We start from the raw sequence: 14,838 nt of genomic DNA, 5'->3' as shown, positions 1-14,838 counted from the left end.
CGAATATGGAGACGGGTATGACGGACCGGGACGGGAAATTCGCAGGTGACAACCCCTTTGACATCGTGCGCGCCTGGATGACCGAGGCTGAGGCGTCCGAGGTCAACGACCCAAACGCGATTGCGCTCAGCACTGTTGATGCAGACGGCCTGCCCAATGCGCGCATGGTGCTGTTGAAGGATGTAGAGGATGACGCGTTTGTCTTTTATACCAATTACACCAGCGCCAAGGCGGCAGAACTGGATCAGGCGGGCAAGGCGGCGTTCGTCATGCACTGGAAATCGTTGCGGCGGCAAATCCGGGTGCGGGGCCTTGTCGAAAAGGAAGACGGCCCGCAGGCGGATGATTACTACAAGTCGCGGTCCCTGAAATCGCGGCTTGGCGCTTGGGCGTCGGATCAAAGCGCACCGCTTGGCAGCCGTGCCAGTCTGATGGCAGAGGTGGCCAAGGTGACGGCGCAACAAGGTACGAACCCGTCGCGACCACCATTCTGGGGCGGCTACCGCATCACCCCGGTCGAGATCGAATTTTGGGCGGATGGGGCGTTCCGACTGCATGATCGGTTCTGCTGGCGGCGCGAAAATCCGGGCTCACTATGGCATGTGACACGCCTTAGCCCGTGATTTTCATGTGACGTGAAATGTAACAATTTGATAAACAACACTAAATTCATGCTTGAATTATGTGGTGAAAATGGCGCAAGTCTTGATGTGCGGCATAATGCACTCACAGAAAGACAAGTCGTGTCAGAACAGACCCAAGATACGGACATGGTCACGGGAACAGTGAAGTGGTTCGATCCTGTAAAAGGGTTCGGCTTCATTGTTGCCAATTCAGACGGGCCAGACATTCTGCTGCATGTAAATGTACTGCGGAATTTCGGCCAGTCTTCGGTGGCGGATGGTGCTGACGTCAGCGTGCGCGTTCAACATACGGAACGGGGCGTGCAGGCGGTCGAGGTCGTGTCGATCACCCCGCCGGACCATACGGACTCGTCGTCGCTGGTTGATCTGGCGCATATGGACGAAGCCGCCGTGTCCGACGCACCGCTGCAGCCGGGTCGGGTCAAATGGTTCGACAAGGGCAAGGGATTTGGGTTTGCCAATGTCTTTGGCCGGTCCGAAGACGTGTTCCTGCATGTCGAAGTGTTGCGCCGCTCAGGTCTTTCGGATCTGCAGCCGGGCGAAGCGCTTGCCCTTCGTGTCATTGATGGCAAGCGTGGCCACATGGCCGCCGAAGTCCTCGCATGGGAAGCGGCACTTCCGAAAAAGGAAGACTGACATGTACGCGATGCTGTCGCGGACCTTTTTGATATTGGTGTTGTGTGTGATGGGGCAGGTGGCCCTTGCCCAATGCAGCGATGAAACAGTCTGGATTCGCGGTGACTTTGGATCTGCGCGATTCAACGTCGAAATCGCGGACACCAATCGCGACCGTGCCGTGGGTCTGATGAATCGCCCGTCGATGCCGTCAAGCGAGGGGATGCTGTTTGTCTATCCGCGCCCGCAAAGCCTGTCCTTCTGGATGCGCAATACGTTGATTCCGCTGGACATGCTGTTTGTCGATCCCACGGGCGTCGTCGCAAAAGTCCATCACGAGGCGGTGCCGCTTGACGAAACGCCCATTCCCGGTGGTGACGGCCTGACACATGTCCTCGAAATCAATGGCGGTCTGGCCCGATTGATGGGGATTGCCGAAGGCGCACAGCTGCGTCACCCCAGCTTTGATCAAGATATCGCCGCTTGGCCGTGCTGATTGCGCTCTTTGGGCTTTTCAATTGCGAAAACGCCGTCTAAGACAGCGCCACGGTCGGAGCGTGGCGCAGCCTGGTAGCGCACCTGTTTTGGGTACAGGGGGTCGGAGGTTCGAATCCTCTCGCTCCGACCAGTTTCCCTAATTCGTTGACACACCACCCGTTGCCGCCAGCAATTGGTCCATCAACTGATCCAACGCTTGCTGCTTGATATAGATGCGGCGCGGGTTGCCCGATTTCTGCACAACTTCCGCGAAATACGACAACTCCACCACAAATGTATCATCCGCCCGGTCGGTTTCCTTCTGCACGACAAGCGTGGGTGCCTCCAATGCACCGTCATATTGCAGCAGCAGGAATGCCGCGATGTCGGGCGGGGGCAGGATGCGGCACTGAACGACCGACTTCGACACGTCCCGCAACTCGTCCCCGGGCGCATCGCAGGATGACCGGAACGCATCGTCCAGCGGTGTGGGATTCGCGGCAAATGTGGCACGGCGCACGGGCAGGTCTTGTTCCGAGGTGGCCAGTCTCTCTACATATTGTGGTGCGCAGGCACTGAGCGCGACCGCAAAACAAGCTATGAGTGGTCGCATCTGGGGCCTCTTTTTCCGGGTTGTGTCGAGATCACCACATTTTCCGCAGCGCGGCAAAACCTTTCTGCAATTGCACGTTTCGCCTGTGGATAACTTCACGTGAAGCATCCACATTTCTGATTAAGTAGGCTGTTTGATTTGCATTTTTTCCGTGAAGCCGGGGGATGAAATTCCGCCATTTCGCCGAACGGTCCACGCCGTGAATCGCAGCCACGACCGCACCCCGAAATCCAACAGTTCGGTCAAGAACAAAGATGTCAAAAAACTTATAAAATGTCGTTGACGTGAACCCCTCGGATACGTCACCTTGTGTAGGCCGGATGCGTCACCACAACATTTAGTGGTCAACACTAACGAGGGGCGCGTCAGGCACGAGGGACAGAAACAACCGCCACTCTTGGTAAATTGCAGGCCCAATTGCTTGGGTCTCAGCGGTACGCTTTTGCTTTCGTGTCGGCATCGCATTTGGGGCCTCGCAACGTCGGGCGCTCCGTTAGGTACACCAGCTGGGAATGAGGCAGCGCCATGAAGATTGAAAGACAGTTCACCAAAGCCGGTCAGGACGCATATGCGGACCTAGATTTCGTGACAACCGTGTCCGAGATCCGCAACCCTGACGGTACCGTGGTGTTCCGCCTCGACGAAGTGGAAGTGCCCACAACCTGGAGCCAGGTGGCCAGCGACGTCATCGCGCAGAAATACTTCCGCAAAGCCGGCGTGCCCTCGAAGCTGCAAAAGGTCGAAGAGGCCGACGTGCCGGAATTCCTGTGGCGCTCCGAAGCCGCCAAAGGCGCCGAAATGGGCGGCGAGACGTCGTCCAAGCAGGTCTTCGACCGTCTGGCAGGTGCATGGGCGTATTGGGGCTGGAAAGGTGGCTACTTCTCGACCGAAGAGGACGCACGCGCCTACTATGATGAAATGCGCCACATGCTGGCAACCCAACGCGCAGCACCAAACAGCCCGCAATGGTTCAACACCGGCCTGCACTGGGCATACGGCATCGACGGTCCGGCCCAAGGCCACCACTATGTCGATTACAAAACCGGCAAGCTGACCAAATCCAAATCCTCCTACGAACATCCGCAGCCGCATGCCTGCTTCATCCAGTCCGTCGCAGACGATCTGGTGAACGATGGCGGCATCATGGACCTGTGGGTCCGCGAAGCGCGCCTGTTCAAATACGGCTCCGGCACCGGCACGAACTTCTCGTCCCTCCGGGCCGCAGGCGAAAGCCTGTCGGGCGGCGGCAAGTCGTCGGGCCTCATGGGCTTCCTGAAAATCGGGGACCGCGCAGCGGGGGCCATCAAATCGGGCGGCACCACGCGCCGCGCCGCCAAGATGGTGATCGTGGATGCGGACCACCCCGATATCCAGGACTTCATCAACTGGAAGGTCATTGAAGAGCAGAAAGTGGCGTCGATCGTCGCAGGCTCCAAGATGCACGAAGAAAAGCTGAACGGCATTTTTGAAGCCATCGGCACATGGGACGGCGCCGAAGCGGATGCCTACGATCCCAAGAAAAACAACGCCTTGAAGGACGCGGTGAAAGCAGCCAAGAAAGTTGCGATCCCCGAAACCTACATCAAGCGTGTGCTGGACTACGCGCGGCAAGGTCACACCAGCATCGAGTTCCCGACATACGACACCGATTGGGACAGCGAAGCCTACAACTCCGTCTCGGGCCAGAACTCGAACAACTCGATCCGCGTCACCAACGCCTTCCTGACAGCAGTCGAAAAAGACGCCGACTGGGAACTGATCAGCCGCGTTGACGGCTCGGTCACGAAGACCGTCAAGGCGCGTGAGCTGTGGGAACAGGTGGGCCACGCCGCATGGGCCTGTGCCGATCCCGGCATCCAGTACCACGACACGGTCAACGACTGGCACACATGCCCCGAAGATGGCCAGATCCGCGGCTCGAACCCGTGCTCGGAATACATGTTCCTCGACGACACGGCCTGTAACCTCGCCTCCATGAACCTGCTGACCTTCCTGAAAGACGGTCAATTCCAGGTCGAGGATTACATGCACGCCTCCCGTCTGTGGACCGTGACGCTGGAAATCTCGGTGATGATGGCGCAGTTCCCCTCCAAGGAAATCGCGCAGCGCTCCTACGACTTCCGCACGCTGGGTCTGGGTTATGCCAACATCGGCGGTCTGCTGATGAACATGGGCCACGGCTATGACAGCGACGAAGGCCGGGCGCTCTGCGGTGCCTTGACCGCGATCATGACGGGCGTGTCCTACGCCACATCCGCCGAAATGGCGGGCGAGTTGGGGCCATTCCCCGGCTACAAGAAAAACGCCGACCACATGCTGCGAGTCATGCGCAACCACCGCAACGCGGCCTATGGTGCGACCGAAGGCTACGAGGCGCTGGCGGTGAAACCTGTCGCCCTCGACCACGCCAACTGCCCCGATCCACGTCTGATCGACGTCGCCATGTCCAGCTGGGACGAGGCGCTGAAACTGGGCGAGAAGAATGGCTACCGCAACGCGCAATCCACCGTGATCGCGCCCACCGGCACCATCGGTCTGGTCATGGATTGCGACACGACCGGGATCGAGCCTGACTTCGCACTGGTGAAGTTCAAAAAGCTGGCCGGTGGCGGTTACTTCAAGATCATCAACCGCTCCGTGCCTGCCGCCCTCGAAAACCTCGGCTACGGCTCGGCCCAGATCGAAGAGATCATCAGCTACGCCGTGGGCCACGGCTCCATCGGCAACGCACCGGCGATCAACCACACGTCGCTTACCGGCCACGGCTTTGGGGCCAACGAGCTGGCCAAGGTCGACGCCGCATTGGAAAGCGCTTTCGACATTCGCTTTGTCTTCAACCAGTGGACGCTGGGCGAAGAGTTCTGCACCGGCGTGCTGGGCATCCCGGCCGAAAAGCTGAACGACCCGACATTCGATCTGCTCAAATCGCTGGGCTTTTCCAAGGCAGATATCGACGCCGCCAACGACCATGTCTGCGGAACGATGACGCTGGAAGGGGCACCGCATCTGAAGGAAGAGCATTATCACATCTTCGACTGCGCCAACCCGTGTGGCAAGAAAGGCAAGCGTTTCCTGAGTGTTGACAGCCACATCACCATGATGGCCGCCGCACAGTCCTTCATCTCGGGCGCGATCTCCAAGACGATCAACATGCCCAACGATGCAACGATCGAGGATTGCCAACGCGCCTATGAACTCAGCTGGTCGCTGGGAGTGAAGGCCAACGCGCTCTACCGTGACGGCTCCAAGCTGTCGCAACCTCTGGCCGCAGCCTTGGTCGAGGATGACGAAGAGGCCCAAGAGGCGCTCGAAAGCGGTGCCCCCGCCGAGAAAGCCGCCGTGCTGGCCGAAAAGATCGTCGAGAAGATCATCGTGAAGGAGATTGTGAAATCTCACCGCGAAAAGATGCCTCAGCGTCGCAAGGGCTACACGCAGAAAGCCATCGTTGGCGGCCACAAAGTGTATCTGCGCACAGGCGAGTATGAAGACGGCAATCTGGGCGAAATCTTCATCGACATGCACAAGGAAGGCGCGGGCTTCCGGGCAATGATGAACAACTTCGCCATCGCCGTGTCCGTGGGTCTGCAATACGGTGTGCCGCTCGAAGAGTTCGTGGACGCCTTCACCTTCACCAAGTTTGAACCCGCAGGCATGGTGCAGGGCAATGACAGCATCAAGAACGCCACGTCGATCCTCGACTACGTGTTCCGCGAACTGGCTGTAAGCTATCTGGACCGCACCGATCTGGCGCATGTGAAACCCGAAGGGGCCACATTCGACACGCTGGGTCAGGGCGAAGCCGAAGGGGTCAGCAACGTGTCCGAGCTGTCCGAGACAGCAGCGTCCAAGTCGCTGGAAGTGCTGAAACAAATCAGCTCGACCGGCTACCTGCGCAAGCGCCTGCCACAGGATCTGGTGGTGCTGCAGGGCGGCATGGCCGACACCGCAATCGACGCCGAAGTCGCGCTTCAAACGCTGGTGCCCGAAGTGGCCGTCAGCGGTGCGGCCTCCGTGTCCACGACCACGGTGACGGCGGCGACGACCACCATGGACGCACGGACCAAGGCCAAGATGCAGGGCTACGAAGGCGAGGCCTGCGGCGAATGCGGCAACTACACGCTGGTGCGCAACGGGACCTGCATGAAGTGCAACACCTGCGGTGGGACGTCTGGGTGTAGCTAAAGGTTACGCACCCCGGGGAAGGGGCGCGAGGGGGCCGGGTCGGCGGGACCGGCCTGGCTCCCGACGAAAAGAAGGGCAGGGATATATGTCCCCGCCCAGAATACAAACGGGGTGAGACTCCGGGAAAATGAATTTTCCCTCTGTCTCACTCATCGAGAAATCCATGATTTCTCAATGGCATAGGGTGGGGCGGTACGTTACGTCCCCCCACCTTTACACGGGGCGGGTGCGCTCGCCCCTGACGACGTGCAGGCCGCAGGCAGAAAAGTACCGGGCGGTTAACATATTGAGCCTGTACGGCGAAACTACACGGGGGGCTTCGGCCTCCCGTTTTTTCTTTTCAGACCCTGCGACGGCGCGCACCCCTTTATCCAACGGGCCCCTTCGCCTTTGAGGCGCGCACCCGTATTTTCCCGCCCCGAAAGGCGCGGGGCCCGCTAGTCCGGGCCCTCTTCAAATCAAACAAACTCTGCCTGAAAAATCCGTCAGAAAAACGGCATTTGGGATGACCGACACGTTAAGTGCACGTGATAGGCGAATCTTTTAGCCCTGTGATCGTGTCCACTCCCGGACTGATTTTTGATTACACGGAGCAGATGATGATTCTGAAAAAGATGCTGGCGATCCTTGGGGTTGCCGTGGCGATGGCGTTTGGCGCGCAAAATGCACAAGCAGGCAACCAATTGGCGGTGGCGCTCAGCGGGTACGACACCGTGTCCTACCACGACGGCACGCCGGTGGAAGGCGAGGCGCGGCTCAACCACTTCCACAATGGCGCGATCTGGTACTTTGCCAGCGAAGAAAACCGCGACAAGTTCAAGGCCGACCCCGCGAAATACGCGCCTGCATATGACGGCTACTGCTCTTGGGCGGCCAGCCAGGGCTACAAGGCACCCGGTGATCCGCAAGTGTGGCAGGTCGTAGACGGCACGCTGTACGTTCAGGTGCACCCCCGCGCACAGGAACTGTGGTCCGAGGATATCCCCGGCTACATCAAGGCTGGCAACGAAAACTGGCCCCGTATCCACCCGTTCTAAGTCCGAGGTTGGGGTGAGGGACAAGGGCGGCGCTTGCGTCGCCCTTTTTTGTTATGCGTCCTCGGCCAGCGCGAGGCGCAGCTTGGCGCGCGCCCGGGCGAGGCGGGACATCACCGTGCCAAGGGGCAGGCCCGTGGCATTCGCCAACGCACGCGGAGAGGTTTCCCCCTCCACCACAAGATCCATCAACTGGCGATGCGCCGTTGGCAGCTTTTCAATGGCCGCAAGCGTATCCGCACAGTCGAGGCGCAAAAAAGCGTCCGGTTCGGTCAAGGCGTGGTCTTCTTCCAATTCGTCGGTCTTCTGCATCCGCCACCCCCGACGGGCCCGGTTCGACAGCGTCCGCATGGCATATGCAGTCAAATCGTCGATGTCGCTGCCGTCGCGCAGGCGCTGGCACAGGCTGAGCAGGGTGTCCTGCACAAGATCCTCGGCTTCGGCCCGGCTGCGGGCCAGCCTGCGGGCGCGCCGGGTCAGGAGTGGGATAAGCGGCACAAGCCGGCGGGGAGAGGGTCGATGTTTCATACTCCTAAAGCTGGGGGTTCGCGCAGTGATTGAATAGCCCGGGGGTTTTCGCCTATCCGCGAACCGCCCCCTTTTTGGGCAACCTGCCGCCCATCCCGATGGACCGGATCGGCAGGCGGTTGCGCGGTTGGCGCCGTTGGACACGTGGACCGGATGCAGGGACGTGTTTTGTGCTCTTTCTGTGTGAGGGTGCCAGGGACGGCCCCTCGCAACCAAACTCAATAGGAGTTCACCAATGACTAAGATTGCTTCTCTGACCTTTGTCGCCGCGCTGGCCATCCCGGCATTTGCCATGGGACAGGGCGCGGCCGAGCTTGATACCAACGGCGACGGCGTTCTGACCATCGACGAGGTACAAGCGAGCTTTCCCGAGGTGACGTCGGACGCATTCACCGCAATGGACCTGAATGCAGATGGCGCTTTGGATGCGGATGAAGTGGCCGCAGCCCAAGAAGCGGGCCTGATGCCTCCCACCGACGGCTAACATGAACACCCGACTTTTGCTGCGTGTCGTAACGTCCACGCCGTGAGAGGGTAGGGGTGTGAGGTCCGGTCTCCCCCCAGGGGCCGGACCTCATTTCGTTTTGGGCCTGTGTGGGTGCAGGTTTGGCCGGGGATTGCCCGATGTCCCGGGGGGTCACCTTCGGGGGGTGCGAAGTTGGCAAGCGCACCGCACCGTAAGCCAAAGGACGCTGCGCGACGCGATTCATTTTTGCGGATGAGGGACGCTGTCCCTCAAACTCCCTGGGATATTTTTGGCCAGAAGAATGGGCTGCGTTGGTGCTGTGCGTCAGCCTTTCAGGTGGATGTTGAACCTGTCCCGGATCGCGGCGTCGACGCCCGGGTCGAGTGCTGCGGCGGAACGTTTGGCGAGGATTTCCTCCTTGCGCGCCGTGGCCTTCTCGATCAGGTCGGGTTTGTCGCGTTCGACCCATTCCTTGGGCGAGGTGCGGTCGCCCATTGTGGGGTAGACGCAGTCCGATTGCATCCGCGACAGCGTCTGTTCCGTGCCCAGATAGTGCCCCGGACCCTCCATGCAGACCTGTGCCATCTGGTCGAGCGCCAGGGTTTCATCCGTCACCTCGATCCCCCGGGTGCAGCGCAGCGCCTGTCCGATGATATCATCCCCCAGGATCAGGCTTTCGTGGCAGAACCCCAGAAGCGAGGCGTGCATGCCTGCCGCCTCGTAGGCCATATTCACCCCCGAGATCCCCGCCATGACATTGGAACACATCTGTTCCCATCCGGCCTGCATGTCGGGCAATTTGCTGTCAGAGGCCCCCGCTGCCGCGCCGCCCGGAATGTCGTAAAAGCGGTGCATTTGCGCGCAGCCCGCCGTGAGCAGCGCCTGTTCGCCTGACCCGATGGACATGGCCCCGGTGCGCAGGTCCAGCCCGAAGGGCCATGTGCCGAAGATGGCCGGTGCCCCCGGTTTCACCGCGTTGACATAGACAAGCCCTGCAAGGCATTCGGCCACCGCCTGCACGATGGCGCCCGCGATGGTCGAGGGTGCCGTGGCGCCCGACATGCCAGCCGACAGCAGCAGCACGGGCATGCCGGCCTTGATGCACTCCTCCATCACCTGACAGGATTCGGAGGCGAATTTCATCGGCGGCACGACGAAGCAGTTCGAGTTCGACACGAAGGGGCGCGCGCGCCATGCCTCTTCTCCGCCTGCGATCATATGCAGGATTTCCATGGCCGGGGCCACGCAATGGGGTTCGGAAAAGCTGGTGCCCACGTGTTTGGTGGTGCCCGTGGTGCAGGCATAGACCGAGTTGTACTCCATCTCGACCGTGTCGGGAATGTCGCGGCAAATCATCGGGCGTTGGCAGAAGTGGATGTTGTCGAGCACGTCGCAGATGCGGGCGGCGTCGTGCAGGTCCTGTACCGTGCTCTCGCGGTAATTGCGTCCCTGCGCGTCGACAAGATGTACTGCGGCGCCCGCCGTGCCGTAGTGGACGCGGGAGCCCGACAGGTCGAGGTCGTTTTTGCCGTCGCGGCTGTGCAGCGTGATCGATCTGTTCGCCTTGGCCAGCGTGTCTTCGATCAGGGCGCGTGGGAAGCGGATGCGTCCGTCGTCTCCTTCGATCGCGCCTGCGCCGGTCAGGTAGGCCACGCCGGACGGGGGCGCATCGGCCAGACCGATGGTTTCCAGCGCTTCAAGGGCCGCGTTGTGGATCCGCTGCACGTCGGCATCCGTCAGCGGGTTGTACCGTCCGCCTTCCAGACCGGGCCGTATGGGGCGCAGGTGATCGGGCAGGGCGGCAGCCCGGGCAGCCCGGCGGGCCGCGCGGCCGCCAGAGCGTGAGGGGGATTGGTCGTTCATGTTGTGGGTCCGTGGATCAGGTGGCAGGGAGGTGCGGTGTGGCTTCAGCCCTGTGCCGGTCGCCCCCGTGCCGCGCGCCCGCGTGTCGCCCCGATGGTTCGGGACACCAGTCTGATCTTGCTGAACGCGCCTTGCACTGTGCGGTCGCCCTCGTGATCGTTGTTCCGCCTATCGGTCTACGCTCGTGTGCAAAACGCCGCCTGTCTTGTCTGTTTGCGACAGGATGCGGGCGGCAAATTGCTGGGGGTCGGGGCCGGTTTGGGCGGTGGGTTGCGTAGAACCGGGGCGCCCGCGCCCTGGGGGTGGAACCGGTGCCGCCCATCCCCAGTTGTGTAATGCGGGGCGTGTCATGCGCTCCCCAAACGACAAATGGAGCAGAGATATGAAAACGCGCATTCTTGCGATGAGCCTTGCCACCCTGGCGTCTGGCCCGGTGCTGGCCGGCGGGCTGCTGGACCCGGCACCTGAACCGGCAGCGCCCACGGTGCCTGCACCTGCGGCCCCCGTCCTGCCGGCAAGCGGCGACTGGACTGGCGGATATGCCGGTGCGCAGCTGGGCTACGGCGATATCAACGGGTCCGGGGACGCGGACGGTGACGATGTGCTCTATGGTTTGCACGCCGGGTACCGCTACGATTTCGGCACCTTCGTGCTGGGCGGCGAGGTCGACTATGATTTCACCGATATCGACCTGAACGGCGCCGCCGATGTGGACGAAGTGGGCCGTCTGAAACTGCAGGCGGGCTATGACTTCGGCCGCACGCTGGGCTACTTCACCGCCGGTTTGGCCGAAGTGGACACCTCGATCGGCTCGGAAAGCGGTGAGTTCTACGGCATCGGTGTCGCCTACCAGGTCAACGAACGCTACACCGTCGGCGCCGAACTGCTGGAGCACAGCTTTGACGACATCAGCGGCAGCGGCGTCGACGCAGACGCAACCACATTGACCGTGCGCGGCTCGATCCGCTTCTAGGCCCCGGCAGCGCGCGCTTCGGCAAAGCGTGTGAGCGTGCGCAGCGCCCCTTCAAACGCCTGATCCTCGATGGTCATGGCAACGCGGATATGTCCGGCGGCAGCTTGGCCAAAGCTTTCGCCGGGCATGACGGCAATGTGGTGTTCATCCAGCAGGGCATTGGCGAAATCATCGCCCGTCATGCCCGTCGCACGAATATCCAGCATCAGGTACATGGCCCCCTGCGCGGGGATCAGCCCGACACTGTTCTGCCCGGCCAGCACCGCTTGGGCGATGGCGCGGCGACGCTGGAACGGTGCCGCAATCTCCGCCTCGAACCCCGGACCCTGATCAAGGGCAAACACGGACGCGTCCTGAATGAAACCGGGCACGCCATAGGTGGTGTGGGTGGCGAAAGTGATCAGGTGGGCAATCACCTCTTCCGGTCCGATCAGCCAGCCGCAGCGCGATCCGGTCATGGCGTGGCTCTTGGACATGGACCCGACCACGAGGGTGCGCTCCGCCATGCCCGGAAGACTTCGGGGCGAGATATGCGCCCCCTCCCACACCTGCGTGTCATAGACCTCGTCCGAGATCAGCCACAGATCGTGGTCGATACAGACCTGCGCGATGCCCTCCAGCGTGGCGCGGGAATAGACCGTGCCCGTGGGGTTGTTGGGCGAGTTGATCAGCAGGCTTTTGGCGTTCGCGGCATGGGCCGCGATATCATCTGCACGGGGTTGAAAGGCATCTTCGGCGCGCGTCGGAACCGCCTTCGGAATGGCCGACACCCCGCGCAGCGTGCCGGGATAGGTGGCGTAATAGGGATCAAGATAAAGTGCCGTGTCGCCGGGATCGCAGGCCGCCGCGTGGGCGGCAAAAAGCGCCGACTGCCCGCCCGGTGTGATCAACACATTGTCGCGCGCCGTGGGCACGCCCGTGCGGTCGGTTGTCCGTTGCGCCACCGTATCGCGCAGCCGGTCCGTGCCCGGAACCATGGCATAACCGGTATGCCCGTTCATGGCACTGCCGTGCATGTCCTGCAGGATCGGGGCCGCCGTGCGGATGTCATGTTCGCCGATGGTCAACTCGGTCACGGGGGTGCCTGCGGCGATCATCTTGCGGGCCTTGATGAACACATCCCAACCATCTGATCCGCCGCCTGTCAGGGTTTGCATACGTTGGGAGATGTTCATCTTCGGCGCTCCTTGGCGGGTGGTGGCGCGAAGGGGCCAGAGGGGTGAGCGGATGTCAACACATGGACTGGGGCGCTGCCCCAGACCCCGGGATATTTTTGGCCAGAAGAAGATCAGGTGCCGTCTTGCCACGCGGCGAGTTCGGCCTGGGCCGTCTTGGGCAGGCTGTTGCGGATGAGGCTGTAGGAGGTGTGGATGCGGTCCTTGAGCGCGTCTGTGCCGGGATGGTCGAAGGGGATGCGCACCCAGGAGCGATGGAAGTATTTGGCCTTGATGGCGGCCCCGATCTCGATCAGGAACTGCGCGCTTTCAGGGTCTGCCGTCTTGACCGAAATGCCATCCAGCGCGTGGCCGTAGCAGGCGAACATCTTGTCCCCCACCTTCCACGCCTCAAGCCCGCCATCGGCGTTTGAATGATACCACGCGCCGGGCAGGGCGGCGCAGATGCGATTTGCGTCATCAAGGGTCATGGGGGTGAGTGTGCCGGGTGGTCTGGTTTCAGACAAGGGTTGACCGTTGTTCCCCATGCGCGCTACTGACAGATCATGACCCGGAACACCTGCATCATTTGCTGCATTATCTGCTGATTTCTTCAGCGGGCCGGTTCTTTGTTTCCATGACAGATCAGAATTGCTAGGCCCGCGCCAACCCTGCTGCGCTTGCGAGGCCTGCACCATGACGATCCAGCTTTACAACACCGCGACCCGCCGGAAAGAGGCTTTTGAGCCTATCGATGAGGGCAACGTGCGCATGTATGTCTGCGGGCCCACGGTCTATGACCGCGCCCATCTGGGCAACGCGCGCCCCGTGCTGGTGTTCGATGTCCTGTTTCGCCTGCTGCGCCATGTTTATGGCGAAAACGCAGTGACTTACGTGCGGAACTTCACGGATGTGGATGACAAGATCAACGCCACCGCCCTGGCCCGGAAAGAGGCCGGGGCCGCGGGGACGCTTGAAGAGTTAGTGGCGGAGCGGTCTGACGAGACAATCGGTTGGTATCACGCCGATATGGATGCGCTCGGTGCATTGCGCCCGACACATGAACCCCGCGCGACGCGCTTTATTGCGCAGATGGTGGCGATGATCGAGGATCTGATCGCCAAGGGTTTTGCCTATGAAAATGACGGGCATGTGCTGTTCCGGGTGCGGGAATATGCGGAGTACGGCAAGCTGTCGGGCCGGTCCGTCGATGACATGATCGCGGGCGCGCGGGTTGAAGTGGCTCCTTATAAAGAAGACCCGATGGATTTCGTGCTGTGGAAGCCATCGGATGACGCGCTGCCCGGTTGGGACAGCCCGTGGGGTCGGGGACGGCCCGGGTGGCACATCGAATGCTCTGCCATGGCCTATGAGCTGTTGGGCGATACGTTTGATATTCATGGCGGCGGCAATGATTTGCAGTTTCCGCACCATGAGAACGAGATCGCGCAGTCGAAATGCGCGGGCCACGGCTTTGCCAATGTGTGGCTGCACAACGAGATGTTGCAGGTCGAGGGCAAGAAGATGTCCAAGTCCTTGGGCAACTTCTTTACCGTGCGCGATCTTTTGGGTCAGGGTGTGCCGGGCGAGGTGATCCGCTTCGTGATGCTCAGCACGCATTACCGCAAGCCGATGGACTGGACCGAGAAGAAGCGGGCGGAGGCGGAGGTGACGCTGCGGAAGTGGGCGGTTGTGCTAAATGAACAGTTTGTGGCGCACAGAGGGTATGTTGGTCGAACGCCGGTGAAGCCGCCAGAAGAGATAATTGCGGCACTTGCCAACGATTTAAACACATCATTGGCGATAACCTTAGCGCGCCAATACGCAAGAGATTGGCAACCTGAAAAATTAGCCGCGAGTTTGGTCATGCTTGGGTTTGAGCCGAGCCATCTGGTGGGCAGATACTGCAGTGCAACAGCAATTGCGAGCGAAGCAAATGTTCCGGCATTTCCTAACCAGATAAGCAGCCAGGTTGAAGCATTTGGCGCCAATTCAAGTTATGCCGGAATCCTGCAGGAACTCAGTATTCGGTTCACGCGGATGCGCACCAAGGCGCTCGAAAGCAAGGATTTTGAATCGGTTGATGCCATGAAGACCGCGCTGATCGATGCTGGTGTCGAGGTCCGCATGGGCAAGGGGGGCGTGACGCTGGTTCCCGGCCTGGACTTCGATCCTTCCAAGCTGGAGGCCCTGATATGAACCACACCCCAATCTTTGCCAAATCGTTAATGCGCCACTGTAACCCTTTGAAATGGCGTGGTCTCGCGCTTGTCCCAGCGTGGGACACCT

The 14,838-nt window shown here is 61.0% G+C and carries 13 protein-coding genes and 1 tRNA gene; 9 read left to right on the top strand and 5 right to left on the bottom strand.

Going from position 1 to position 14,838, the window contains the following annotated elements; genetic code table 11:
- The first annotated feature begins 17 nt into the window (after positions 1 to 17).
- From pdxH to Q1A32_RS12740, 4 genes are all read left to right on the top strand, one after another.
- Entirely contained in the window at positions 18 to 623 is a 606-nt protein-coding gene (gene pdxH, locus Q1A32_RS12755; RefSeq protein WP_299653716.1) for a pyridoxamine 5'-phosphate oxidase, read from the top strand.
- Positions 624 to 770: 147 nt separating this feature from the next.
- Positions 771 to 1,280: a cold-shock protein gene (locus Q1A32_RS12750; protein WP_299612965.1), complete on the top strand. Its 510-nt coding sequence runs from the start codon at positions 771 to 773 to the stop codon at positions 1,278 to 1,280.
- Between the two features lies 1 nt (position 1,281).
- Positions 1,282 to 1,755, top strand: a complete 474-nt coding sequence (locus Q1A32_RS12745; protein ID WP_299653713.1) for a DUF192 domain-containing protein — start codon at positions 1,282 to 1,284, stop codon at positions 1,753 to 1,755.
- A gap of 55 nt (positions 1,756 to 1,810) precedes the next feature.
- A tRNA-Pro gene (locus Q1A32_RS12740) sits at positions 1,811 to 1,887 on the top strand.
- 6 nt (positions 1,888 to 1,893) lie between these two features.
- On the opposite strand, the gene Q1A32_RS12735 is transcribed toward Q1A32_RS12740, so the two are convergent.
- Positions 1,894 to 2,349, bottom strand: coding sequence for a hypothetical protein (locus tag Q1A32_RS12735; RefSeq protein WP_299612306.1), 456 nt, complete (start codon positions 2,347 to 2,349; stop codon positions 1,894 to 1,896).
- A gap of 525 nt (positions 2,350 to 2,874) precedes the next feature.
- On the opposite strand from Q1A32_RS12735, the gene Q1A32_RS12730 reads away from it, so the two are divergent.
- Entirely contained in the window at positions 2,875 to 6,531 is a 3,657-nt protein-coding gene (locus Q1A32_RS12730; protein WP_299653710.1) for a vitamin B12-dependent ribonucleotide reductase, read from the top strand.
- Between the two features lie 599 nt (positions 6,532 to 7,130).
- Positions 7,131 to 7,568: a YHS domain-containing (seleno)protein gene (locus Q1A32_RS12725; RefSeq protein ID WP_299653707.1), complete on the top strand. Its 438-nt coding sequence runs from the start codon at positions 7,131 to 7,133 to the stop codon at positions 7,566 to 7,568.
- 51 nt (positions 7,569 to 7,619) lie between these two features.
- Here the strand turns inward: Q1A32_RS12725 and Q1A32_RS12720 are convergent, their stop codons facing one another.
- Positions 7,620 to 8,093, bottom strand: a complete 474-nt coding sequence (locus Q1A32_RS12720; RefSeq protein ID WP_299612309.1) for an RNA polymerase sigma factor — start codon at positions 8,091 to 8,093, stop codon at positions 7,620 to 7,622.
- 235 nt (positions 8,094 to 8,328) lie between these two features.
- Here Q1A32_RS12720 and Q1A32_RS12715 point away from each other — a divergent pair, with 235 nt between their 5' ends.
- A complete protein-coding gene (locus Q1A32_RS12715; protein ID WP_299612310.1) occupies positions 8,329 to 8,577 on the top strand; it encodes a hypothetical protein in 249 nt (82 codons plus the stop codon).
- Positions 8,578 to 8,883: 306 nt separating this feature from the next.
- On the opposite strand, the gene Q1A32_RS12710 is transcribed toward Q1A32_RS12715, so the two are convergent.
- Entirely contained in the window at positions 8,884 to 10,422 is a 1,539-nt protein-coding gene (locus tag Q1A32_RS12710) for a trimethylamine methyltransferase family protein (protein WP_299653705.1), read from the bottom strand.
- A 382-nt stretch (positions 10,423 to 10,804) separates the two neighbouring features.
- Between Q1A32_RS12710 and Q1A32_RS12705 the strand changes: the two genes are divergently transcribed.
- Positions 10,805 to 11,395 (top strand): outer membrane protein, encoded by a 591-nt coding sequence (locus tag Q1A32_RS12705; RefSeq protein WP_299612314.1) that lies wholly within the window; start codon positions 10,805 to 10,807, stop codon positions 11,393 to 11,395.
- Here Q1A32_RS12705 and Q1A32_RS12700 read toward each other — a convergent pair.
- Entirely contained in the window at positions 11,392 to 12,570 is a 1,179-nt protein-coding gene (locus Q1A32_RS12700) for a pyridoxal phosphate-dependent aminotransferase (RefSeq protein ID WP_299653703.1), read from the bottom strand. The two genes, Q1A32_RS12705 and Q1A32_RS12700, sit on opposite strands and share 4 nt — an antisense overlap.
- Before the next feature lie 113 nt (positions 12,571 to 12,683).
- Positions 12,684 to 13,076, bottom strand: a complete 393-nt coding sequence (locus Q1A32_RS12695; RefSeq protein WP_299653701.1) for an MmcQ/YjbR family DNA-binding protein — start codon at positions 13,074 to 13,076, stop codon at positions 12,684 to 12,686.
- Between the two features lie 169 nt (positions 13,077 to 13,245).
- Between Q1A32_RS12695 and cysS the strand changes: the two genes are divergently transcribed.
- Positions 13,246 to 14,748, top strand: coding sequence for a cysteine--tRNA ligase (cysS, locus tag Q1A32_RS12690; RefSeq protein WP_299653699.1), 1,503 nt, complete (start codon positions 13,246 to 13,248; stop codon positions 14,746 to 14,748).
- The last annotated feature ends 90 nt before the right edge of the window (positions 14,749 to 14,838 follow it).

The organism is uncultured Tateyamaria sp. (assembly GCF_947503415.1).
GTDB lineage: Bacteria > Pseudomonadota > Alphaproteobacteria > Rhodobacterales > Rhodobacteraceae > Tateyamaria.
The sequence above is the reverse complement of the archived record's forward strand: the minus strand, read 5'-3'. Positions and strand labels throughout refer to the sequence as shown.